This window comes from Nonomuraea sp. C10, from assembly GCF_008017515.1.
Taxonomy (GTDB): domain Bacteria; phylum Actinomycetota; class Actinomycetes; order Streptosporangiales; family Streptosporangiaceae; genus Nonomuraea; species Nonomuraea ferruginea.
In genome coordinates, this window is sequence record NZ_VPFF01000001.1 from 468,214 (window position 1) to 491,067 (window position 22,854).

The following is a 22,854-nucleotide window of genomic DNA, read 5'->3' on the forward strand; positions in this document are numbered from 1 at the left end:
TTCTGACGACTACTGCAGGAGCTCGCCGTTCGGGCCGACGATCGACTTCGTCTGGGCGTAGTTCGCCTTGTTGTAGACGTCCGCCGTCTCGCCGTCGAAGTAGGCCGAGCTGATGTGGTCGACCCGGTCGTTGCCGTCGTCGTCGTAGAACACGCTGGTCACGCCGTTGACGTAGCCGGTGCGCTTGGAGTTGTTCCACTTGATGAGCCACGGGCCGCCGTCGGCGCCCGGGGTCATCGAGCACTTGAGCACCTGGTGGGTCTCCACCTTGAACATGTTCGCCTGGATGGTCTTGGTGCCCGTCTTGCCGTAGCAGTACTTCGGCGTCACGCCGGTGAACGGCTTGTCGCCGTCGGGGTGCGGGGCGGCGGGATAGCCGAAGACCATCGTCTGCTGGTTCATCGGCTGGTTCCAGGCGAAGCCCTGGCCGCCGACGACGTCACCGAGGCGGCCGGTGTCCTTGGCCAGGCCGATGACGAACCGGCCCTCGAAGTACTTGCGGGACGTGCCGGGCTTCACCCAGCGCTGCACGTGGTAGCGCGTGATGGTGTAGTTGCCGACCTTGTCCTTGCCCTTGGTGCCGGGACCCTTGTAGGCCTTCCACTGGGCGTAGGTGACCGCCTCGGTCACCGGCTCGCCGTACTTGGCGCCCTGCGCGCGGCCGGCCTTGGCCTTGTTGTACGTCTCCGGGCTGACCTCGACCTTCTCCAGGACAGCGTCCGGGTGGTCGGGGCCGACCAGGTCAGGGTTCGTGTCCTTGCCCTCGGACCAGCACTCGCCGAGGTTGAGCTGGCACTTGCCGAACTCCTCGCGGGTGATCTCGCGCGGCTTGACCCACTTGTCACCGGCCCAGGCCTTGTACTCCTTGGGCGTGACTTCCTTCTCACCGGCCAGCGCGAAGCCGTTGTGGACGGCCACGAACGCGTAGTCGCCGTCGTAGTCGTCGTAGGTGTCGAGGTCGTAGGTCGTGAAGGCGTAGGCGCCCACGTAGACGCCGAACTTGGCCGTGCCCTGGTAGTAGCCGGGGACGAAGACCCACTTGGCGAAGACGTCCTCGCCGCTCTCGTACACGCAATGGCCGGCGGTGGCTACGAGGTTGCGGTGGCGGGACTGGATCGAGGTGGCCGAGCACCAGCGGTGCTTGCCGGCCTTGTCGACGAAGAAGACCTTGCCGATGGTCTTCGGCAGGTTGACGTTCTTGGTCTTGCCGCCCGAGCCGGTCGTCGCCGGAGCCGTGGCGCCCGGCTTGCCGTCGTCGGGAGTGGTGCCGCCCTTACGGACGATCTTGTCGACCTTCTTGGCGTCCCAGTGGTACTGGGTGGCCTTCTTGAGGGCCGCGCCGTTGGCGTCGAGCCAGAAGAAGGCGGCGCCGTAGGCGTCCTTCGCTTGGGGTGTCAGAGGGTCCTTGACCCAGTGGGGGGCGGCTTGGGCCGGTATGGCCAGAGCGGTGACGCTCAGGCTGGCGGCTGCGAGGGGGATGAGCAGGCGCTTCACGGGATGGCTCCACACGTATATCTACAAGGGTGTAAAGACCCTATCGACACTCCTGTCCCTCTGGTCACAAACGAACAGGGATCTTGTCAGAAATGTCATCAGAAATGGCCGAAGGGCCTGGCGCGAGCCAGGCCCTTCGGGTGAAGCAGAAGGAACCGAGGTTTGGACCCCCGACTCCGGGAGATCAACCCGACTTACTTGGGCATCGGGGTGATCTGGCCCGACCAGACGTTCTTCGCGGCGTTGTAGACCGCAGCGGTCTCACCGTCGAAGTACGGGCTGGAGATGTGGTCCCAGCGGTCGTTGCCATCGGCGTCGTACAGCAGGCTGGTGACACCGTTGACGTAGCCGAGACGCTTGGCGTTGCTGTACTTGAAGAGCCACGGGCCACCGTCGTAGCCGCCGGTGACGGCGCACTTCAGCGACACGTGCTCCTCGACCTTGTACTTCGCGGCCTGAGTCGTCTTGGCACCGGTCTTGCCGTAGCACCACTTCGGCGTCTTGCCGGTGTAGGGCTTGCTGCCGTCGGGGTGCTTGCCGTACGGGTACCCGAAGGTACGGACGTACTTGCCGGTCGGCTGGTTCCACGCGAAGCCCTGGCCGCCGACAACGTCGCCGAGGCGACCAGCGTCCTTGACCTCGTGCACGATGATGTAGTAGTCAGTGCGGAGGAACTTGAACTCGGTGCCCGGCTTGTACCACTGCTGCACGTAGTAGCGGGTGATGGTGTAGTTGCCAGCGCGGTCGACGGCCTTCTCGCCGGGGCCGCGGTAGGCCTCGTACTCCCGCTTGGTGACCGACACGGTCTCGGGCTCGCCGTACTTGGCGCCGTTGGCCTTGCCGACCGGGGCACGCCACCAGTCGCGCTTGCTGACTTCCTTCTTCTCGACAACCGCACCGGGGTAGTCGGGGCCGACCTTCTGGGCCCTGCTGCCCGGGTCCACCGAGTAGTACTCGGTGGTCTTCGGGTCGAGGCGACCCTTCTTGTACTCGTCGAAGGAGACCTGGGTCTGCTTGACGTCCTTGTCGCCCTTGTACGCCTCGAACTCGGCCTTGGTGACCTGCTTCGGCTTGTTCAGCGTGCCGCCGATGCCGTTGTAAACGGTGACGAACGCGTAGTCGCGGTCGAAGTCCTCGTAGACGTCGAAGTCGTAGTGGGTGAAGGCCTGCTTGCCCACGTAGACACCGTACGGCGTCTTGCCCTCGTAGTAACCGGGGACGAAGACCCAGCGCGACACAACCTCAGCGTTGCCGGACACGTCGTAGACGCAGTGACCGGCGGTGGCGACCAGGTTGCGGTAGTTGGACTGGATGGAGGTGCCGGAGCACCAGTACAGGTTGCCGTCGCGACCCTCGAAGAAGACCTTGCCGATGGTCTTCGGCAGGTTCACGTTCTGGGTCTTGACAGCGGACTTCTTCTCCTCGCCGATGGGGGCGGTGGAGCCAGGCTTGCCGTCAGGCGAATAACCGCCCTTGGACACGACCTTCGTGACGTCCTTGCTGTCCCAGTGGTAGGCCGAGGCCTGCTTCAGGGCGGCGTTGTTGGACTTGGTCCAGAAGTCGAGGATCTCAGCGGCCTTGGCCTGGCTGGCCAGGACCTCGTCGGTGATCTTCGCGTCGGCCTGAGCGGTACCGGCCAGGCCGGCAGCCAGGAGACCAGTGGCCAGAACGGCGCCACCGGCCGGAAGGAGGATGCGCTTCAAGGTAACTCCTTGCGCTGTCGTGGAACGCCTCTTGCGTCCCATGCGTCAGTAAAGGGATAGCCAGGAAGATACAGTGTCGATCTTGCTAACAGGAAGCCGCTTTGAATGAAAAAGAGGCGACATGTCGGGCGTGATCGATCTGTGATGTTTGAGAGGCTTCAGCGCAGGAGCCGGGGGAAGGACACCGGCCGGGTGTTCTCGCAGATCAGCATAAGGATGTTGTTAGTGTGACTGGCGAGAGCGGTGCGGCCCTCTCGGGGCGCCACTCTCGCTGATGTGACGCACATCACACTGGGTTCATGGCACCATCCGTGTCTCCCGTGCGTCCAAAGCGCCCGCACTTTCCGGGCCCGGAACGCCGAAGGGCCCGGCTGGTGTGCCGGGCCCTTCGGGTCTTACAGGTGACGATCTCCCGACGGGTGACCGTCAGTGGCGTCGCAACTTAGATGATCTTGCCGGACCACACGTTGGCGGCGGCCTTGTAGACCGTGTTGGTCTCGCCGTCGAAGTACGGCGACGAGATGTAGTCGACGCGCTTGTTGCCGTCCTGGTCGTTGAAGGTGCTGGTGACACCGTTCACGTAGCCGAGACGCTTGGCGTTGCTGTACTTGAAGAGCCACGGGCCACCGTCGGCGCCCTCGGTCATCGCGCACTTGAGCGCGACGTGCTCCTCGATCTTCTTGGCCGCGTCACCCACCAGCTTCTTCGTGGTCTTGCCGTAGCACCACTTCGGAGTAATGCCGGTGTAGTTCTTGTGGCCGTCGGGGTGAGGAGCCGCCGGGTAGCCGAACACGCGCACGTACTTGCCGGTCGGCTGGTTCCACGCGAAGCCCTGGCCGCCGACCACGTCACCGAGGCGGCCCGCGTCCGTGGCGGCGTTCTCGATGATGGTGAAGACGGTCTTGTAGAACTTCGTGTCGGAGCCCGGCTTGACCCACTTCTGGACGTAGTAGTGGGTGATGAGGAAGTTGCCGGCGCGGTCCTGCCACTTCTTGCCAGGGCCGTCGTACTTCTTGTACTCCCGCTCGGTGACGATGTCGGTGACGGGCTCACCGAACTTCGCACCGTTCTTCTTGCCGACGGGAGCGCGCCGGTACTCGCGCTCGCCGACCTCTTCCTTCTCCACGACGGCGCCGGGGTAGTCCGGGCCGACCTTCTCGGACCGGGAGCCGGGCTTCACCCAGCAGGCCTCGGTGGAGGTGGGGTCGAGCTTGCAGGAACGGAACTCGTCCCGGCTGATCTCGACGTCCTTGGCCTCCTTGAGGCCCTCGTACTTCTCGAACTCGGCCTTGGAGACCTTCTTGGCGGTGCCCCCACCGAGCTTGACGCCGTTGTAGACGGTGACGAACGCGTAGTCGCGGTCGAAGTCCTCGTAGACGTCGAAGTCGTAGTGGGTGAAGGCCTGCTTGCCGACGTAGATGCCGAACGGGGACTTGCCCTGGTAGTAACCGGGGACGAAGACCCACTTGTCCATGACGTCCGAGTTGGCCTTGACGTCGTAGACACAGTGGCCGGCGGTGACGACGAGGTTACGGTACTTCGACTGGATCGAAGTAGCCGAGCACCACTTCTTCTCGCCCTTGCCGTTGACGAAGAACACCTTGCCGATGGTCTTCGGCATGTTGACGTTCTGCACCTTGGCGGACGTCTTCTTCTCTTGGCCGATCGGGGCGGTGGAGCCCGCCTTGGTGTCGGCGCTGTAGCCGCCCTTGCTCTGCAGCTTGGTGACGTCCGTCTTGTCCCAGACGTTGGACTCCTTGGCGGCCTTCAGAGCAGCGCCGTTGTTGTCCGCCCAGAACGAGGCGATGGCCTTGGCCGCGGCGGCGTTCTTCGCCATCGCGTCCGAGGCGACGTCGTTGTTGGCCTGAGCCGTACCGGCCAGACCGGCGGCCAGGAGACCGGTGGCCAGAACGGCACCACCGGCGGGGATGAGGATGCGCTTCAAGGGAACTGCTCCTTGGTCTGTCGTGGGCCGCAACTTGCGCCCCATGCGTCAGTAAAGGGATAGCAAGGAACATAGCGCGGTGATCTCCGCAGGTGGAAGCCGAATCGGCGGGTCCGGCATGGACCCGGATCGCCGTGACCATTCCGTGACCTGTCAGAGATGTTCGCCGTACGTGATCAGGTCGGTACGTTTTCGCAGGGTATGTAGGGGGTGTGAAGATTGGGACGAAAGTTCCGTTAGCATCGACTCACGGGCTGTAGTCGGGGAAATGTGACTCAGATCACAGGAACCGAATGGAACCCATCCTCCGTCTAAGTAGCCAGTCTTCTGCCAGGGAACGTTCAGGTTCCAGGAAATCCGTGACTGTCTGGGTGGTTTGTCCCGTCCGGGCCTTGCGCTGACCCCTCACCGGTATCGCCACGTTTGGGTGCCTCCGCGGGCACGAAAAAGGGCCCGGCGGTGGCCGGGCCCTTCACGAAGCGGACTGGGTCAGCGGTAGAGCTCGCCGTTGGGGCCGACGATCTTGCCCGACCACACGTTCCTGGCCGCGTTGTACACCGCGGCCGTCTCGCCGTCGAAGTACGGCGACGTGATGTAGTCGATCCGGTCGTTCCCGTCCTGGTCGGCGAAGGTGCTGGTCACACCGTTGACGTAACCCACCCGCTTGGCGTTGCTGTACTGGGTGAGCCACGGCCCGCCGTCGTAGCCGGGGGTCACGGCGCACTTGAGCCCGATGTGCTCATTGATCTTCAGCCAGGAGGCGCCGACGGCCTTGGCGGTGGTCCTGCCGTAGCAGTGCTTCGGGGTGACGCCGCTGTACGGCCTGCTGCCGTCCGGGTGCGGCGCGGCGGGGTAGCCGAAGGTGCGCACGGTGCGGTTGGCGGGCTGGTTCCACGCGAAGCCCTGGCCGCCCACGTTGTCGCCGAGCCGGCCGACGTCCCTGGACTTCAGGATGTAGCGCTGGCCGCCCCAGGACCGCTTGGGGCCGCTGAAGCGCTGGTAGTCGCGCCGGCTGACGCGCTCGGCCCCGGTGAACTGGATGCCGTTGTAGACCGTGACGAACGCGTAGTCGCGGTCGTAGTCCTCGTAGACGTCGAAGTCGTAGTGGGTGAAGGCCTGCTTGCCGACGTAGATGCCCCAGGGGGTCTTACCCTGGTAGTAACCGGGCACGAAGACCCAGTTGTTCAGAAGGGCCTTGTTGCTCTCGGTGTCGTACACGCAGTGGCCGGCGGTGGCGACCAGGTTGCGGTAGTTCGACTGGATCGACGTGGCCGAGCACCAGCGGAACTTTCCGGAGCCGTCGACGAAGAACACCTTGCCGACCGTCTTGGGCAGGTTGACGTTCTGCGAGCCGCCCGCGGCCTTGTTGCCGCTGGTGGGCGCGGCGGTGCCGGGCCTGCCGTCAGGGCTGTAGCCGCCCTTGGAGACGACCTTCCTGACGTCCTTGGAATCCCAGGTGTAGGCGGTGGCGCGACGGAGGGCGGCGCCGTTCGAGGCGAACCAGAAGGACGCGACCGAGGCCGCCTGGCTGGTGTTCCTGGCCATGGGGTCGTTGGCGACGTCGCCGGCGGCCTGCGCGGTGCCGTTGAGGCCGGCGAGCAGCATGCCGGTCGCCACGGTGGCGCCGCCGACGGGGAGGAGGATTCGCTTCAAGGTAACTCCAGGCTTTGCCTTACGCTGGCGCGGCGCCTTGGTGCGCCCCGGATGCCAGCAAACGGACAGCCGGAACCGTACAGCGTCGATCCTGGTCACGCGGGTTCCCGCCGGGCGCGACCGGCGCGTGGAACGCCGCCGTGACCGTACCGAGATCAATGTCTGGGCTGATCGCCCGGAGTGACCGAGCGGTAACTTGTTAACTAGATCACATTTGCCGGGGTCTTCTGCGCGGCGGCGTGCCGGTAGACGTCTCCGGCTGCGGCCGTGAGGTACGGCGAGGACACCGCGTCGAACTCGCCCTTCGCGTCCCTGTTCCAGGTCAGGCTGTTGACGCCGATGAGGTTGCCCAGGTTGTTGTGCAGGCCGGTGATCCACGGGCCGCCGCTGGCGCCCTTGCTGAAGTTGCAGGGGTGGAGCTGCACGCCGTGGTCGAGGTCGAGGCTGGGGGCGACGGCCTTGCGGGTGCCGCCCACGCAGCTCTTCAGCGTCTGGCCGTTGAAGGGCCTGCTGCCGTCGGGCTGCGGGCCGGCGGGGTAGCCGAAGGCGTGCACCTGGGCGAGCGGCGGCTTCCTGGCCAGCTCCAGGCCGAGCCCGCCGACGTTGTCCTGCAGCCGGCCGACGTCCTTGGCCACGTAGGTGTTGCCCTGCTTGACCCAGGTGAAGCCGCGGTGGACCGTGACGAACGCGTAGTCGAAGTCGTAGTCGTTCTTGCCGGCCCAGTCTTCGTGCATGCTGATCGACGAGCCCACGTAGATGCCGTGCGGCGTGGTGCCGTCGGCGCCCGGCTCCGGGACGAAGATCCAGGAATCGGCCTCTTTGCCCTGGCGCGCGTCGTAGGCGCAGTGTGCGGCGGTGGCGACCACGCTGTGGTTGCCGGCCGCCACGGCGGCGGCCGAGCACCAGTACTCCTTGGCGCCGAGCCGGAAGAAGACCTTGCCGGTCGTGCTGGCCCGGCCCGTCTTCGGCGCCACGGCGTTGACCGGGCCGGCCGCCTTGCGCAGGGCGATGATCCGCTGGCTGGTCACCGTGCCGCCGCCCGCGGTGCCGGACTTCGGCGAGCCGTTCGAGGTGGGGGCGGCGGGGGTGTAGCTGTCGGCCTTCTTGAGCTTCTCGGGCTTCCAGTAGTCGGCGACCTTCTGCACGTCCGCCTTCGTCTTGGCGAGTGAGACGTGGAAGACGTGGCTCGCCGCGGCGGCGTCCGCGCTCCCGGTGAACGCAGGCAGCATCAGCAGCGCGCCGCTGACGGCGGCGGCTAGCAGGTGCCTGGCCCGGGAGATCATGAAAGTGCCTTTCTGAGGTTGTAACGGTGGATTTTTCCAGATCAACTGGGGCTATTGCAGCTCGGATGGAGATTCGTTATCTGAGCAAGCGTGACTTGCGTCGCATAAGAACCATGTCAAGCGTGCTGGAACGTGCCTATAAACGATCTTCATTGTATGACGTCGGCCCAGCTAGACGCCGGATTTGCGAGGCCAATTCGCGATGGTCGACGGTCAAATGGTGGAAGGTCACGTTCGCGCGGAAGATGTTCTTCCCGGCGTGGCGGATTCGATGATCACTCGGCCCGGCCTCCGGTGCTGGTCGAAACCGTTCCTTATCAACCGAATCTTGTTCTGGTTGGATGGGGGGCATGGATCCACGCACCCCCTGCCTCATCGGCGCGGCCCAGCGCACCGTCCGCGAGCAGCCCGGCCCTGAACCGCTCGACCTGTGGGAGGAGACGGCGCGGGCCGCCGCGGCCCAGGCGCGGCTCCCGGTGGAACGCCTCGAATCGATCCAGATCGTCCACACGGACTCCTGGCAGTACGACACGCCCACCGGACGGCTCGCCGAGCGGCTCGGCGCCACTCCGGGGCACACCGCGTACTCGAAGGTCAGCGGCACCGCTCCGCTGACGCTCATCGGCGAGGCGGCGGCCCGGATCGCGGCCGGCGAGCTCGACTCCGCGCTGATCACCGGAGCCGAGGCCCTGGCCACCCGCCGGGCGTACCGGCTGGCGGGCGAGCACGCGCCGTGGAGCCACGCCGCCGACCCGAGGCCGCCGTACGCCTGGGAACGGCCGCCGCACCCCAGCGAGCTGGCGCACGAGCTCTTCCTGCCCGTGCACACGTACCCGATCATGGAAACCGCCCGCCGCGCCGCCCTCGGCCACACGATCGAGCAGGAGCTGCTCGACCGGGGCCGGATGATGGCGCCGATGACGCGGGTGGCCGCCGCCAACCCGCACGCCTGGCGGCGCACCCCGCGCACCCCCGAAGAGCTGATCGACGGCAACCGGTTCGTCGGCTGGCCGTACAACCGGAGCACCGTGGCCGTGATCGAGGTCGACCAGGCGGCGGCGGTCGTGCTGGCCAGCACCGCGCTCGCCGACCGTCTCGGGGTGCCCTCCGGCCAGCGCGTCTACCTGCGCGGCTGGGCCTACGCCGAGGACACGTGGGAGGTGGCCGCCCGGCCCGCGCTCGGCGCCTCGCAGGCCGTCGGCAGGGCCGCCGAGTCCGCGTTCGCCAGGGCCGGGCTCACCCTGGACGACATGCGCGCGCTCGACGTCTACAGCTGCTTCGCCATCGCGCTGCGCCAGGCGTGCGACGCGATCAAGCTCGACCCGATGGACCCGCGCGGCCTCACCGTCACCGGTGGCCTGCCGTACGCGGGCGGCCCGGCCAGCGACTACGTGCTGCACTCCACCGCCACCATGGCCGGCCTGCTGCGCGCCGGCGGCGGCCACGGGCTCGTCACCGGGGTCGGCATGCACCTGACCAAGCACACCTACGCGATCTGGTCCACGGAGCCGGGCGGTGTCCTGGGCGGGCCGGAGCCGGTCTTCACCGCCGAGCCGGTGCCGATCGCGGACTCGTACGAGGGACCGGCGGTCGTGGCGGGATACACGGTCGCCTACGACAAGGACGGCGTGCCGTGGCGGGGCATCCTGGTCGCCGACCTGCCGTCGGGGGCGCGGGCGTACGCGCACGTGACCAGGGAGGAGCTGATGGCGGACGCCGTGTCGCGGGAGCTGGTGGGGCAGCGGGTCGAGCTGACGACGGACGGCAAGGTCAATGTGGCGAGTTGGTGAGGTGGCAAAGATGGTGCAAAGATTGTGACCGCTCGACTACGCTTCGCTATTGACATTTAAATGTCACTAGCGGACGCTGGAGTCATGCGGAGGACCACGGTGCGCATCGACGAGACACTCCTCAACGAGGCGAAGGCGTACGCGGCCAGAAACGGACGCAGTCTCAACTCGGTGATGGAGGACGCCTTGCGTCAACTACTCAACCGTTCCACCGGCACGGTGGAGCGCCCTCAGATCAACCTGCCCCTCTCCGGGGCCGAGGACGGGCCGACGCTGACCTGGCACGAGATCCAGGAGATGCTTGAACTGGATGACATCGAGCGTGTGGTGGGGGTGCGGCAGCATGAGGATGCTTGATGTCAACATCCTGGTCAACGCGCAGCGGCGGGACATGGAGCACCACGAGCAGTGCCTCGCCGCCCTCAAGGAGCTCCTCTACGGGGAGGAGTCCTACGCGGTGAGCGACTTCGTCATCAACGGCTTCATCCGCATCGTCACCGACCCGCGCATCCCAGGCTCGACGCCCTTCGAGACGGCCAGACAGTTCGCCGAGAGCGTCCGTGGCCAGCCACACGCGGTGACGATCCACGCCGGGTCCCGGCACTGGGAGATCTTCACCCGGCTGTGCGTCGCATCCGACGCGAAAGGAAAGCTCGTGCCCGACGCGTATCTCGCCGCCCTCGCCATTGAGCACGGATGCGAATTCGTGACCTGTGACCGGGATTTCGCCAAGTTCGAGGGGTTGCGCTGGCGGTCGCCGCTCAACTGAACTGAGGGCAGTACAACTCGCTAGCGAGGTCCGTCGTGGCCGATCAGTTCGATGTCATCGAAGCGGGCGAGCGCGACCGCCGCCGTCCGATCGGGCTGCTGGTCGTGCTCGCGCTCCTGGGCGCGTCCGTCGCCGGCCTGATCCTCAGCCGCGGGCCCGACCCCGCGCCCGAGCGGGAACCGCCCCGCGAGGCCGCCGCCCCCATCCGGTCGCTCACCCGCGTCGACAGCCGCCCCAACCTGCTGCATCCGGAAGCGGACGAGAAGAAGGGCACGGCGCGGATCGAGGTGACGTTCCCCGACGGCGTCCGGGCCACCGTGCGCTACCCCGCCGAGCTCCGCCTCGACCGGCTCGGCCTGCGACCGTTCCAGGGCGTGTGGGTCGACGACGAGTTCCGCCAGCTCACCGCCCCCTACAACGGCGAGCTGGAGATCACCCGAGGGGGCGAGCCGATCAGGTCGTTCGGCGACAACGTGACGCTCTGGCCGCGTCAGGCGGGCAGCGGCTCGTTCGGGCAGGTGCTGCTGTTCGCGTTCGGCCCGTGGCGGATGGCCATGTACGACCGCCCGCCCGGGCTGGGGTTCGACCAGCGGCTGGCGGTCGCGAGCGGGGTGCGCGGCCGGGTGACCGGTGACGGCCACCTGGTGCTGTCCGGCGCCGGGCGGGTGCGGCTGGCGGCGCCGGGCGACACCGAACGCGGTGAACCGGTGGGGCCGCAGCTCTGGTTCGGCGGCGGCGCGACCGACATGGTGGCGCTCATCCCCACCCCCGGCTGCGAGAAGGCGCGCGGCCTGCCCCGGGGCGTCCGGGGGCGCGGCCACCCGGTCGCGGACGTGTGCCGCGACGGGATGCGCGTGGTCGCGATGGGCGACGACGCGTTCGTCGGCAAGGCGCTCGACGGCATCCGGATCAGCGTCAAGTAAGGTGCGGCCATGTTCGCCGTTACCGCCACACAGACCGATCCCGACAATCCTCTCGCCGGCCTGACCCTCGGTGAGCGCCCCGAGCCGAAGGTCCCCGACGGCTGGACGACCGTCTCGGTGCGGGCGGCCGCGCTCAACCACCACGACCTGTGGACGCTCAAGGGTGTCGGCATCAGGCAGGACCGGCTGCCGATCGTGCTCGGCTGCGACGCGGCCGGCGTCGACGAGGACGGCAACGAGGTCGTCGTGCACGCGGTGGTCGGCACCGGGGCCGACGAGACGCTCGATCCGAAGCGGTCGCTGCTGTCGGAGGTGTACGACGGCACGTTCGCCGAACGCGTGGCCGTGCCCCGCCGCAACCTCGTGCCCAAGCCGGCCGCGCTCTCCTTCGAGGAGGCCGCCTGCCTGCCGACCGCGTGGCTGACCGCGTACCGGATGCTGTTCGACAAGGCCGGGCTGGAGCCCGGCTCGACCGTGCTCGTGCAGGGGGCCGGCGGCGGCGTCGCCACCGCGCTCATCGCGCTCGGCCGGGCGGGCGGGTTCCGCGTGTGGGCGACCAGCCGCTCCGAGTCCAAGCGGGAACGAGCCCGCGAGCTCGGCGCCGACCAGGTCTTCGAGTCCGGCGCGCGGCTGCCCGAGCGGGTGGACGCCGTGATGGAGACGGTCGGTCAGGCCACCTGGGACCATTCGCTCAAGTCGCTCAGACCGGGCGGGCGGATCGTGGTCAGCGGCGCCACCAGCGGGGCGGTCCCGCCGGCCGACCTGAACCGGGTCTTCTTCCTGCAGCTCTCGGTGGTCGGCTCCACCATGGGGACCCGCGACCAGCTCCAGCGGCTGGGCGTCTTCCTGGAGCAGACCGGCGTCCGGCCGGTCGTCGACCGGACGATGCCGCTCGCCGAGGCCAGGGACGGGTTCGCGGCCATGCACGAGGGCGACGTCTTCGGCAAGATCGTCTTCACCGCCTGACCTCCGGCGGAGAGCGCCTGGTCCCGGGTGGCGGGCGAGCAGGCGCCCTCCGGCGGATCACGACCGCAGCGTGTCACGCACCCGGGCGGACGTCTCGTCGAGCGTGCGCCGCAGGTCGTCGAGCTTCTCGCGGGTGATGCTGGACTCCGACGCCTCCTCGCGGACCTTCGCCACGAAGTCGGCGAGCGCCTCGCCCAGCTCGTCGTCCAGCTCCGCCCGGCTCTCCGGCGCGCCGCCGACCGTGCGCCACACCTCGGTCCAGATGCGCCGCCACTCGCCGGCCAGCCGCTCGCTCTCGCCCTGCCAGTGCTGGGCGTGCTCGCTCCACTGGCGCTTCTGCTCCTCCTTGAGCCGGGTGAACTCCTGCTTCTGCCGCTCACGCGTACGGCGGACGTCGTCGCCGGTGCCGGTGCGCACGTCCCTGGCCATCCGCGTCAGCTCTTCGCGCAGCGACTTGACGGTGTCGCGGACGTCCTCCTTCACTTCGCGGGCGATGTCGCGTACCGAGGCCGAGATCTCCCGCTCCAGGTCGTCGAGCTCGTCGAGGCGGGCGTTCAGCTCCTCGCGGCCCTTGTCGGTGATGGAGAACACCTTCTTGCCGTCGGCCACCTCGTGCGTGACCAGGCCTTCGGCCTCCAGGCGGGCCAGGCGCGGGTAGATGGTGCCGGGGGAGGGCGAGTAGACGCCGAGGAAACGGTCCTGCAACAGCCGGATGACCTCGTACCCGTGGCGGGGGCTCTCCTCCAGCAGCTTGAGCAGGTAGAGCCGGAGCCGGCCGTGGCCGAAGACGGGACTCATTGCTTCTCCCTCTTGAGCAGCGTGACTTCGCCGGAGACGGTCGTCGCGGAAAGGGAGGCCATGCCGCCGCCCAGCCGCCCCGACATCGACCGGGCGCCGGGGCCGCCGGTCTGCGACACCTCCTCGAAGGCGCTGACCAGGCGGCCGGACGTCGACCTGATCGTGACGTCCGTCGCCGCGTTCTCGGGCAGCCGGACCAGGATGGAGCCGGAGACCGTGTTCAGCGTGACGTAGCCGGTCGGCTTGAGCGCGAGGTCGGCGGTGATGCGGCCGGAGACGGTGTTGGCGCGCAGCCTGCGCGGCAGGCCGTCGGCGACGGTCAGGTCGCCGGAGACGCTCTTGAACGACAGATCGCCCTCCATCGCCCGGCTCTCCACCGCGCCGGAGGCGGTGGTGGCGCTCACCTCACCGCTCACGCCGTCGAGCACGATCTCGCCGGACACGCTCTTGACCTGCGTCGACGCCTCGAACCCGGCCACCACGGCGGACGCCGACACGACTCCGGCGTTGACCGCGCAGCGGCGCGGCACGGTGAGCGTCGCGACGGTCCTGCGCCGGTCGCGGCGCAGCCAGCCGAGCATCCCGTCCCAGGTCAGATCCTTGTACGTGACGCTCAGGCGCCGGGCGTCCTCGTCGTAGGTGACCAGCAGCGGTGAGGCCGAGTCGAACTCGGTCACTTCGAGCGCCGGTGGACCGTCGCTGGCCAGCACGGCGAGCCTGCCCGCCACGATGCGCACGTCGAGGGCGTCAACGTGCCCGAACGTGAGCTGCTCTGGACTCTCGATGGTCCACTGCCGCATGATCCCGCCCTCTCTGGCGACGCATCTTGACAGTGAACACGATATGTCGCGTCCGCCGAAATCTCAAGATGTATCGCGTCTACGGGCGGGCGGGTGTCACTCGTCCTCGTCGTCGAGTCTGGCCAGCCAGGTGGCCAGACGCTCGACCGGTGTCTCGAACTCGGGGTTGAGATCGACGAACTCGCGTAGCCGCTCGCCGAGCCAGAGCAGGGTGACCTCCTCCTCGCCCCGGCGAGCGACCAGCTCCTCGATCCCCCGATCCGTGAAGTACATCGTGCTCCGTCTCCTCGACTCTCCAAGCGACCCGCACGTCCCGGCGGGGAGCGCGGCGAAAGCAGTCGGCCCCCGCCGGGGCGGGGGCCGACTCACGTGATCAGGTCAGCCGTAGACCTGGCGCAGGATCTCCTCCAGCTCCGCGTCGTGGGCGGCGTGCGAGCCGGCCGCGGGCGAGCTGTTGGCCGGACGGGAGACCCGCCGCAGGGGGCGGCCGCCCAGCAGTTGCGGGTCCTCGGCCAGCTTGAGCGACAGGTAGGGCCACGGGCCCATGTTGATCGGCTCGTCCTGAACCCAGAGCAGCTCGGCCTGCGGGCCGAACCGGGCCAGCTCGGCGTCGAGCTCCTCCTTCGGGTACGGGTAGAGCCGCTCCACGCGGACCAGCGCCACGTCGTCGCGGCCGTCGGCCTCCCGCTTGGCCAGCAGGTCGTAGTAGACCTTGCCGGAGCACAGGACCACCTTGGTGACCTTGCCCGGGTCGATCAGCGTCTCGCCGATGACCGGCTGGAAGGTGCCCGAGGTGAAGTCGGCGGCCTTCGAGGTGGCCCGCTTGTGGCGCAGCAGCCACTTCGGCGTGAAGATGACCAGCGGCTTGTGCCGGCCCGACTTCACCTGCCAGCGCAGCAGGTGGAAGTGGTTGGCCGGGGTGGTCGGCTGCGCGACCGTCATGTTGTCGAGCGCGCAGACCTGAAGGAACCGCTCGATGCGGGCCGAGGAGTGGTCGGGACCCTGACCCTCGTAGCCGTGCGGCAGCATGAGCACCACGCCCGAGCGCTGGCCCCACTTCTGCTCACCGGACGAGATGAACTCGTCGATGATCGTCTGGGCGCCGTTGACGAAGTCGCCGAACTGCGCCTCCCACAGCACCAGCGCGTCAGGGCGTACGACGCTGTAGCCGTACTCGAAGCCCAGCGCCGCGAACTCGCTCAGCAGCGAGTCGTAGACGTAGAACTTGGTCGTGCCCTGGTTGAACGCCTTGAGCGGGGTGTGCTCGGCGCCGGTCACGCGGTCGACCAGCACGGCGTGGCGCTGGGTGAACGTGCCGCGGCGGGAGTCCTGACCGACGAGGCGGACCGGGTGGCCGTCGATGAGCGCCGCGCCGAACGCCAGCGTCTCGCCCATGCTCCAGTCGATGGAGTCCTGCTCCACCATCTGGCCCCGGCGCTGCAGCACCGGCGCGAGGCGCGGGTGCACCGTGAAGCCCTCGGGCAGGCTGAGCTGGGTGTCGACGATGCGCTTGAGCGTCTCGTCGGTGATCGAGGTCGCCGTGTCGGCGTGGGACCACTTGACCACCTCGGTCGGCGGCACCCGCATCGCCCCCGCCTCCAGCGGCTTCTTCGCCGCCTCGCGGGTCTCGGTGAACGCCTGCTCCAGCTTGGCCTGGTAGTCGCGGAGGGCCGACTCGGCCTCCTCGACCGTGATGTCGCCCCGGCCGATCAGCGCCTCGGTGTAGAGCTTGCGGGTCGAGCGCTTGGCGTCGATGAGGTCGTACATCAGCGGCTGGGTGAAGGCCGGGTTGTCGCCCTCGTTGTGGCCGCGGCGGCGGTAGCAGATGAGGTCGATCACGACGTCCTTGCGGAACGCCCGGCGGTACTCGTAGGCCAGCTCGCCCACGCGGACCACGGCCTCGGGGTCGTCGCCGTTGACGTGGAAGATCGGCGCCTGGATCATCCGCGCCACGTCGGTCGCGTAGACCGAGGAGCGGGACGAGGCGGGCGAGGTGGTGAAGCCGACCTGGTTGTTGACCACGACGTGGACGGTGCCGCCGGTGCGGTAGCCGCGCAGCTGTGACAGGTTGAGCGTCTCGGCCACGACGCCCTGGCCGGCGAAGGCCGCGTCGCCGTGGACGAGCACCGGCAGGACCGTGAAGCCCTCCTCGCCGCGCTCCAGCAGGTCCTGCTTGGCGCGGACGACGCCCTCCAGGACCGGGTCGACCGCCTCCAGGTGGGACGGGTTGGCCACCACCGAGGTGGTGATGGTCTTGCCGCTCGGCGCGGTGAACTCGCCGGAGGCGCCCAGGTGGTACTTCACGTCACCGGAGCCGTGGGCGGTGCGGGGGTCGATGTTGCCCTCGAACTCGCCGAAGATCTGCCCGTAGGACTTGCCCACGATGTTGGCCAGCACGTTGAGCCGGCCCCGGTGGGCCATGCCGATGACGACCTCGTCGAGGCCCTCGTCGGCGGCGTCGCTGATCACCGAGTCGAGCAGCGGTATGAGGGACTCGCCGCCCTCCAGCGAGAAGCGCTTCTGGCCGACGTACTTGGTCTGCAGGAAGGTCTCGAACGCCTCGGCGGTGTTGAGCCGGCTCAGGATGTTGAGCTGCTCGTCACGGGCCGGGGAGGCGTGCGGCTTCTCCACCCGCGCCTGGATCCAGGCCCGCTCCTCGGGGTTCTGGATGTGCATGTACTCGATGCCGACGGTGCGGCAGTAGGAGTCGCGGAGCACGCCCAGGATCTCGCGGAGCCGCATCAGCGGGCGGCCGCCGAAACCGCCGGTGGCGAACTCGCGCTCCAGGTCCCACAGGGTGAGCCCGTGGGACTGGATGTCGAGGTCGGGGTGCTTGCGCTGCTTGTATTCCAGCGGGTCGGTCTCGGCCATGAGGTGACCGCGCACCCGGTAGGCGTGGATCAGCTCCAGCACCCGGGCGGACTTGGACACGTCGTCGTCGTGCGAGGCCGAGACGTCCTGCACCCAGCGGACCGGCTCGTACGGGATGCGCAGGGCTTCGAAGATCTCGTCGTAGAAGCCGTTCTCGCCGAGCAGCAGCTGGTGGATCGTGCGCAGGAAGTCGCCCGACTGGGCGCCCTGGATGATCCGGTGGTCGTAGGTGCTGGTCAGCGTGATGACCTTGGAGACGGCCAGGCGGGAGAGCGTCTCGGGGGAGGCGCCCTGGTATTCGGCGGGGTACTCCATCGCGCCCACGCCGATGATGGTGCCCTGGCCGGGCATCAGGCGGGGCACGGAGTGGACGGTGCCGATCGTGCCGGGGTTGGTCAGCGAGATCGAGGTGCCGGCGAAGTCGTCGACGCCGAGCTTGCCGGCGCGCGCCTTGCGGACGATCTCCTCGTAGGCCATCCAGAACTGCCGGAAGTCCATCTCCTCGGCCGCCTTGATCGACGGCACGAGCAGCTGGCGCTCGCCGTTGCTCTTCTGCACGTCGATGGCCAGGCCGAGGTTGACGTGCTCCGGCTTGACCAGCGTGGGCTTGCCGTCGACCTCGGTGTAGGAGTGGTTCATGTCCGGCATGGCCGCCAGCGCCCGGACCACGGCGAAGCCGATCAGGTGGGTGAAGGAGACCTTGCCGCCGCGACCCCGCTTGAGGTGATTGTTGATCACGATGCGGTTGTCGACCATCAGCTTGGCCGGGATGGCCCGGACGCTGGTGGCGGTCGGGATGGCCAGCGAGGCGTCCATGTTGACGGCCGTGCGCGCCGCGGCGCCGCGCAGCTTGACCTCCTCGGCGCCCTTGGGCACCGGGGCCGGCGGCTGCTTCGGCTTCACGGCGGCCGGCGCCGCCTTGGGTGGTGCCGCCTTGGGCGGCTCCTTCGCTGGTGCTGCGGGGGCGGGCGCGGGCGCGGTAGCCGTGCCGTTCGCCGCCTCCCTGGCCGGGGTGCGCCCCGGTCCGTAGTCAGGGTTGTAGTCAGCGAAGAAGTTCCACCAGGCCTTGTCTACAGACTCGGGGTCTTGGAGGTACTTCTGGTACAGCTCGTCGACAAGCCATTCATTCTGACCAAAGCTTGCCAGCGGGTTTGTCCGCGACGACTCAGACGACACGGCGGAAATCGCCCTCTTCCGCAGATCGGCGTTGATGATAGAGAACTTGTCCAAGGCTACTCGCCCGGACCGGCACAGCGCGCAGCCTAGGCCGTTGCGCCACGGCTGATCCTCTCAGGGGTGTCCAAAGAGGTCACGCCTCCCTCGTCAGTACAGGCGGTGCTGAAAATATTACCTTTTGGTATCAACATCACTGGATGGTGTTTACTTCCCGCTTGATACGAGCCTGGTGGTGATGCGGACCTCGGGAGTGAGCCGGGTCAGCAGGTCGGCGAGCTCCTCGCCGGCTTCCTTCAGCTCCTCCAGCGTCATCGGCTCCAGCCGCTCCAGCAGGAAGATCGCGTTGGTGGTCTCCTCGGTGAGCCGGGTGCGCACCACCTGGCGCCAGTTCCACCTGCGGCAGGTCACGCCCACGTCGTCGCGCCAGATCACCTCACCGGGCTCAGGCGGCCCCAGCGCCTCCTCGGACGCCTCGTCGCCGGTCGCCCTGACCAGGCGGGCCGGGCCGGAGTAGCGGTCGAGGTCCTCGCCGCCGATGGGCAGCGCGTGTCTGACGCTGACGGAGTTGTAGGCGTCGACCACCAGGTTGATCTCCGGCAGCGGCAGCCTGCGGGTGAGCGCGTCGACCGACGGGCGGGTGCGCTGCGGCTTGGCGCCGAAGGCGCGGTAGGCGTCCTTCCAGGCGTCGATCTTGGCGTCCTGGACCGGCCGCGCCGCCTCGGCCGCCTCGGCGAGCCAGGCGCGGGACCGGTCGTCGGTGGGCCCGTTGCGCAGGCCGAGAGCCGTCATCGCGAGCACCGTGAAGTCGGGGCGGAGCGCGGCGACCGCGTCGTCCACCCAGATGTCGTCCAGCATCCGCCCAGTCTATCGATCTCGGAAAACCGCAAAATTGCCTTTGCAAAAAACTCTTTGCGGTTTACGCTCGACTGTATGGAAGAGCAGTACACGATCAGTGACCCGCGGGTGCTCAAGGCGGTCGCCCACCCGCTGCGGGTGCGCCTGCTCGGCCTGTTGCGCGGCGACGGGCCGGCCACCGCGAGCGAGCTGGGCCGCAAGGTCGGCGAGAGCTCGGGCTCGACCAGCTACCACCTGCGCGAGCTGTTCAAGTACGGCTTCATCGAGGAGGACGCCGACCAGCGCGACGGCCGCGAGCGCCGCTGGCGCGCCCGCCACCGCTACACCTCGTGGGACGCCGTCGAGCTGTCCGCCAGCGCCGAGGGCCGCGAGGCGCTCAGGATCATCCACCTGCGGCAGGCCGAGATGGTCGGGCGGGTGATGGAGGAGTACGGCCAGGCCGGCTGGTCCGAGGAGTGGGCGGACGTCTCCGGGATGAGCGACCACCTCCTCACGCTGCCGCCCGCCGCGCTCCGCGAGTTCAAGGACCGGGCCGAGGAGCTCCTGCGCGACCTCGTCGCCCGCCACGCCGGCGACCCCGGCGCCAGGAAGGTGCACGTCTGGCTGGGCGCCGTCCCCCGCACGTCCCAGGAGGAGGAGTCATGACCGCCCGTTCCGCGTTACGCCGCTACACGCTCGTCTGCTTCCTGGCCTGGTTGCCGGTCGGGCTGCAGGTCCCCTCGATGGTGCTGCTGATGACCGAGAGAGGTCTCGGCCTGGCGCAGATCGGCCTGGTGGTCACGGTCTTCTCGACGGTCACCGTGGCGCTGGAACTGCCCACCGGCGGCCTGTCCGACGTCGTGGGGCGGCGCGTGATGCTGGCCGTCTCCGCCGTGTTCCTGACAGCGGCACTCCTGCTGATGAGCGTGTCCACGGCGTTCTGGATGTTCCTGGTCAGCGGGGCGCTCAAGGGCGTCGCCAGGGCCCTGTCCAGCGGTCCCGCCACGTCCTGGTACGTCGACACGCTGCACCGCCTCGAAGGGCGCGACGCCGACCTCAAGCCGGGGCTGTCCCGCGGCGCGGCCATGGAGTCCGTGGCGCTCTGCCTCGGCGTGCTGGCCGGCGGCGCCCTGCCGCTCGTGGTGCCGCCTGAGCTGGTGTTCCCGCTGGCCGCGCCGAGCCTGGTCGGCGCGGTGGCGGCGGCGGTCCTGCTGGCGGTCGTGCTCCTCGCGCTGCCCGAGCCGCCGCATGCTCGCAGGTCGCTGGGCGGCGTGCTGCGCGAGGTGCCCGCCACGGTCGTCTCCGGGGTGCGGCTGGCGGCCGGCGGGCGCGTGCTGCGCCGCCTGATGCTCGCGTCCGCGGCCTCGGGCGTGATGCTGATGTCGATCGAGCTGCTCACCCCGGGCCGTCTGGCCCAGCTGGCGGGCACGGCCGAGCAGGGCAGCACGGCGTACGCGGTCGTCGCCGCGCTGGGATTCGCCGGCAGCGCCGCGGGCAGCGCGCTGGCGCCCCGGGCGGCCCGCCTGGCCGGTGGCTCGGCCAGGGGAGCGATCGCCGGTCTCGTGGCGACCGCGCTCTCCGTCGGCGCGCTGGCCGCGACGGCCGGGCTCGGCGGCGCGGCCGGGCTGCTGACCGCCGGCGCGGCCTACGTCGCGCTGTTCGTCGGCTCCTCGGTGACCGGGCTGTTGTGCCTGGAGATGACCCACAACGCCGTCACGGCCGCCGAGCGCACCACCGTCACCTCCACGTCCTCGCTCTCCCTGCAGTCCGGCGGCATCCTGGCCAACCTGACGCTCGGCACGCTCGCCGTGCAGGCCGGCGTGGCCGCCGCCTGGGGCGTGAGCGCGGCCGTGGTGCTGGCCTCGGCGCTGCTGTTCGTCCGGATGCCGGTCACAGGCTCCAGTCGAGCTCCGGTCCCAGCGGCACGAGCCGGTTCGGGTTGATGGTCGTCTGGGTCATGTAGTAGTGGCGCTTGATGTGGTCGAAGTCCGTGGTCTCGCGGAAGGCCGGGATCGCGTACAACCTCCTCGCGTACGCCCACACCGCCGGGTAGTCCGTCAGCCGGCGGACCGAGCACTTGAAGTGCGCGTAGTAGACCGTGTCGAACCTCGCCAGCGTCGTGTAGGCACGCACGTCGCTCTCGGTCAGCCGGTCGAACAGGAACTCCGACCCCGTCAGCCGCTCCTCCAGGAAGTCCAGCGTGGCGAACACCCGGCGCACCGCGTCCTCGTACGCCTCCTGGCTCCTGGCGAAGCCCGCCTCGTAGACCGCGTTGTTGAGGCCGTGGTAGAGGCGGTCGTTCACGGCGTCGATCCCGTCGCGCAGCTCCTTCGGATACAGGTCGGGCGTGCCGCCCCAGCGGGTCTCCAGATCCAGGGTGATCTGCGGGAAGTCGTTGGTGACGATGCGCCGTTCCTTGACGTCCCACACGCACGGCACCGTGTGGCGGCCCTCGAAGCCCGGGTCGGTGGCCAGGTAGAGCTCCGACAGGAACCCGCCGCCCGGCACCCGCCAGCCCCGCTCGTCCCTGATCGGGTCCACGATCGCGACGTCGAGCAGGTCCTGGAGGCCGAGCAGCTCGCGGACGATCAGCACCCGCTGCGCCCACGGGCAGGCGTAGGAGGCGTAGAGCCGGTAGCGGCCCGGCTCGGGCGGCCCCAGCCGGTCGGTGAAGTGGTTGGCCTGCCTGACCCAGCGCCCGTCACGTACCGCGTCCATGACCCCAGTAGAACATGGTTCGGGAAGTGCGGGCAGAATCACGGGCATGGCGAAGTTCGTGGTGACTCCCTCCAGCGAGAAGCAGCGTGCGGCATGGACAGGCGGCGGCATCCCCGAGGTCGAGCGGGTCCGGCCCGGTCTCTGGTCGATTCCGGTGCCCATTCCGATCAACCCCCTGCGGTACGTGCTCGTCTACGCGCTGGAGCTGGCCGACGGCGTGGCGATCATCGATGCCGGGTGGGACACCGACGAGGCGTACGAGGCGCTGGCGGCCGGGCTCGGCGTGGCCGGCTACACGATCGCGGACGTCAGGGCGGTGCTCGTCACCCACATCCACCCCGACCACTACGGGCTCGCCGGGCGGGTCCGCGAGGCGTCGGGCGCCTGGATCGGGCTGCACCCCGCCGACGCCGGGCTGCTGCGCGAGCGGTACGACGAGGAGTTCATCGACGCGCTCGTCGCCAAGGAGCGCGCGCAGCTCCTGCGGTGCGGCGTGCCCGCCTCGACCGTGGACGAACTGGCGGGCGCGTCCATGATGATCCGCACCTTCGTCACGATGGCCGCGCCCGACCGGCTCATCGAGGACGGCGACCGGCTCGACCTGTCCGGCTGGGACCTGCGCGCGGTGTGGACCCCGGGGCACTCGCCCGGCCACCTGTGCTTCGCCGAGCCGTCCAGGAAGCTGCTGTTCACCGGCGACCACGTGCTGCCCAGGATCACCTCCGCCGTCGCCGTGCACCCGCAGTCGGCGCCGAACCCGCTGGCCGACTACCTGGACGCGCTGGCCGCCTTGCGCGCGTTCGACGTGGAGGAGGTGCTCCCCGCACACGAGTACCGGTTCCTGGAGCTGGCCGGGCGGGTCGACTACGTGATGGAGCACCACCGCGAGCGGCTGGCCGAGATCGAGGAGGTCGTCTCCGGCACGGACGGCGTCACCTGCTGGGACGTGGCCACCAAGCTCACCTGGTCGCGGCCCTGGGAGTCGATCCCGTCGTTCATGCGCCGCGCGGCCGGCAACGAGACGCTCGCCCACCTGGTGTGGCTGGAGTCGCGCGGCCGGGCCCGCCGCCTGCCGGGCGAGCCGGAGCTGTGGACCGGAGCTGAGGGCTGACCGCGGGGCGCTGGGTTATC

At 68.9% G+C, this 22,854-nt stretch carries 19 protein-coding genes; 8 read left to right on the forward strand and 11 right to left on the reverse strand.

The genetic code is table 11. The features are described 5' to 3' along the window. Positions 1–9: 9 nt before the first annotated feature. From FR742_RS02230 to FR742_RS02250, 5 genes are all read right to left on the reverse strand, one after another. Entirely contained in the window at positions 10–1,494 is a 1,485-nt protein-coding gene (locus FR742_RS02230) for a hypothetical protein (protein WP_148029356.1), read from the reverse strand. A 194-nt stretch (positions 1,495–1,688) separates the two neighbouring features. Next, entirely contained in the window at positions 1,689–3,197 is a 1,509-nt protein-coding gene (locus FR742_RS02235; RefSeq protein WP_148029357.1) for a serine protease, read from the reverse strand. A gap of 442 nt (positions 3,198–3,639) precedes the next feature. Beyond that, the gene (locus tag FR742_RS02240; protein ID WP_148029358.1) at positions 3,640–5,142 is read right to left on the reverse strand and encodes a serine protease; all 1,503 of its coding nucleotides are present in this window, start codon (positions 5,140–5,142) and stop codon (positions 3,640–3,642) included. Between the two features lie 489 nt (positions 5,143–5,631). Next, positions 5,632–6,795, reverse strand: a complete 1,164-nt coding sequence (locus FR742_RS02245) for a serine protease (RefSeq protein WP_148029359.1) — start codon at positions 6,793–6,795, stop codon at positions 5,632–5,634. A 203-nt stretch (positions 6,796–6,998) separates the two neighbouring features. Beyond that, positions 6,999–8,078: a serine protease gene (locus FR742_RS02250; RefSeq protein ID WP_148029360.1), complete on the reverse strand. Its 1,080-nt coding sequence runs from the start codon at positions 8,076–8,078 to the stop codon at positions 6,999–7,001. A 350-nt stretch (positions 8,079–8,428) separates the two neighbouring features. Between FR742_RS02250 and FR742_RS02255 the strand changes: the two genes are divergently transcribed. The 5 genes from FR742_RS02255 (at position 8,429) to FR742_RS02275 (ending at position 12,526) form a co-directional block, all read left to right on the forward strand. Next, positions 8,429–9,868 (forward strand): acetyl-CoA synthetase, encoded by a 1,440-nt coding sequence (locus FR742_RS02255; protein WP_148029361.1) that lies wholly within the window; start codon positions 8,429–8,431, stop codon positions 9,866–9,868. A 99-nt stretch (positions 9,869–9,967) separates the two neighbouring features. Further along, positions 9,968–10,225: a hypothetical protein gene (locus FR742_RS02260; RefSeq protein ID WP_148029362.1), complete on the forward strand. Its 258-nt coding sequence runs from the start codon at positions 9,968–9,970 to the stop codon at positions 10,223–10,225. Continuing rightward, complete coding sequence (locus tag FR742_RS02265) at positions 10,212–10,637, forward strand: type II toxin-antitoxin system VapC family toxin (RefSeq protein WP_148029363.1); 426 nt, start codon at positions 10,212–10,214, stop codon at positions 10,635–10,637. Before FR742_RS02260 ends, FR742_RS02265 begins: the two co-directional genes overlap by 14 nt. Before the next feature lie 35 nt (positions 10,638–10,672). After that, positions 10,673–11,560 (forward strand): hypothetical protein, encoded by an 888-nt coding sequence (locus FR742_RS02270; protein ID WP_148029364.1) that lies wholly within the window; start codon positions 10,673–10,675, stop codon positions 11,558–11,560. Between the two features lie 9 nt (positions 11,561–11,569). After that, positions 11,570–12,526: a zinc-binding dehydrogenase gene (locus tag FR742_RS02275; protein WP_148029365.1), complete on the forward strand. Its 957-nt coding sequence runs from the start codon at positions 11,570–11,572 to the stop codon at positions 12,524–12,526. A 57-nt stretch (positions 12,527–12,583) separates the two neighbouring features. Here FR742_RS02275 and FR742_RS02280 read toward each other — a convergent pair whose 3' ends face one another. From FR742_RS02280 to FR742_RS02295, 5 genes are all read right to left on the reverse strand, one after another. After that, on the reverse strand, positions 12,584–13,324 hold the full coding sequence (locus tag FR742_RS02280) for a PadR family transcriptional regulator (protein WP_148029366.1): 741 nt from the start codon (positions 13,322–13,324) through the stop codon (positions 12,584–12,586). Further along, positions 13,321–14,124, reverse strand: a complete 804-nt coding sequence (locus FR742_RS02285) for a DUF4097 family beta strand repeat-containing protein (protein WP_148029367.1) — start codon at positions 14,122–14,124, stop codon at positions 13,321–13,323. The genes FR742_RS02280 and FR742_RS02285 overlap by 4 nt, the downstream gene beginning before the upstream one ends. A gap of 96 nt (positions 14,125–14,220) precedes the next feature. Further along, entirely contained in the window at positions 14,221–14,397 is a 177-nt protein-coding gene (locus tag FR742_RS44250) for a DUF6104 family protein (RefSeq protein WP_187280957.1), read from the reverse strand. Positions 14,398–14,502: 105 nt separating this feature from the next. Beyond that, the gene (locus tag FR742_RS02290; protein WP_148029368.1) at positions 14,503–18,171 is read right to left on the reverse strand and encodes a multifunctional oxoglutarate decarboxylase/oxoglutarate dehydrogenase thiamine pyrophosphate-binding subunit/dihydrolipoyllysine-residue succinyltransferase subunit; all 3,669 of its coding nucleotides are present in this window, start codon (positions 18,169–18,171) and stop codon (positions 14,503–14,505) included. Positions 18,172–18,375: 204 nt separating this feature from the next. Continuing rightward, entirely contained in the window at positions 18,376–19,026 is a 651-nt protein-coding gene (locus FR742_RS02295) for a B3/4 domain-containing protein (protein WP_148029369.1), read from the reverse strand. 75 nt (positions 19,027–19,101) lie between these two features. Between FR742_RS02295 and FR742_RS02300 the strand changes: the two genes are divergently transcribed. Both FR742_RS02300 and FR742_RS02305 read left to right on the forward strand, forming a co-directional pair. Next, on the forward strand, positions 19,102–19,671 hold the full coding sequence (locus FR742_RS02300; protein ID WP_148029370.1) for a helix-turn-helix domain-containing protein: 570 nt from the start codon (positions 19,102–19,104) through the stop codon (positions 19,669–19,671). Beyond that, positions 19,668–20,948, forward strand: a complete 1,281-nt coding sequence (locus FR742_RS02305) for an MFS transporter (protein WP_148029371.1) — start codon at positions 19,668–19,670, stop codon at positions 20,946–20,948. The genes FR742_RS02300 and FR742_RS02305 overlap by 4 nt, the downstream gene beginning before the upstream one ends. On the opposite strand, the gene FR742_RS02310 is transcribed toward FR742_RS02305, so the two are convergent. Next, positions 20,896–21,723: a glutathione S-transferase family protein gene (locus tag FR742_RS02310; protein ID WP_148029372.1), complete on the reverse strand. Its 828-nt coding sequence runs from the start codon at positions 21,721–21,723 to the stop codon at positions 20,896–20,898. The two genes, FR742_RS02305 and FR742_RS02310, sit on opposite strands and share 53 nt — an antisense overlap. Before the next feature lie 46 nt (positions 21,724–21,769). On the opposite strand from FR742_RS02310, the gene FR742_RS02315 reads away from it, so the two are divergent. Continuing rightward, on the forward strand, positions 21,770–22,834 hold the full coding sequence (locus FR742_RS02315; RefSeq protein ID WP_148029373.1) for an MBL fold metallo-hydrolase: 1,065 nt from the start codon (positions 21,770–21,772) through the stop codon (positions 22,832–22,834). Positions 22,835–22,854 lie beyond the last annotated feature (20 nt).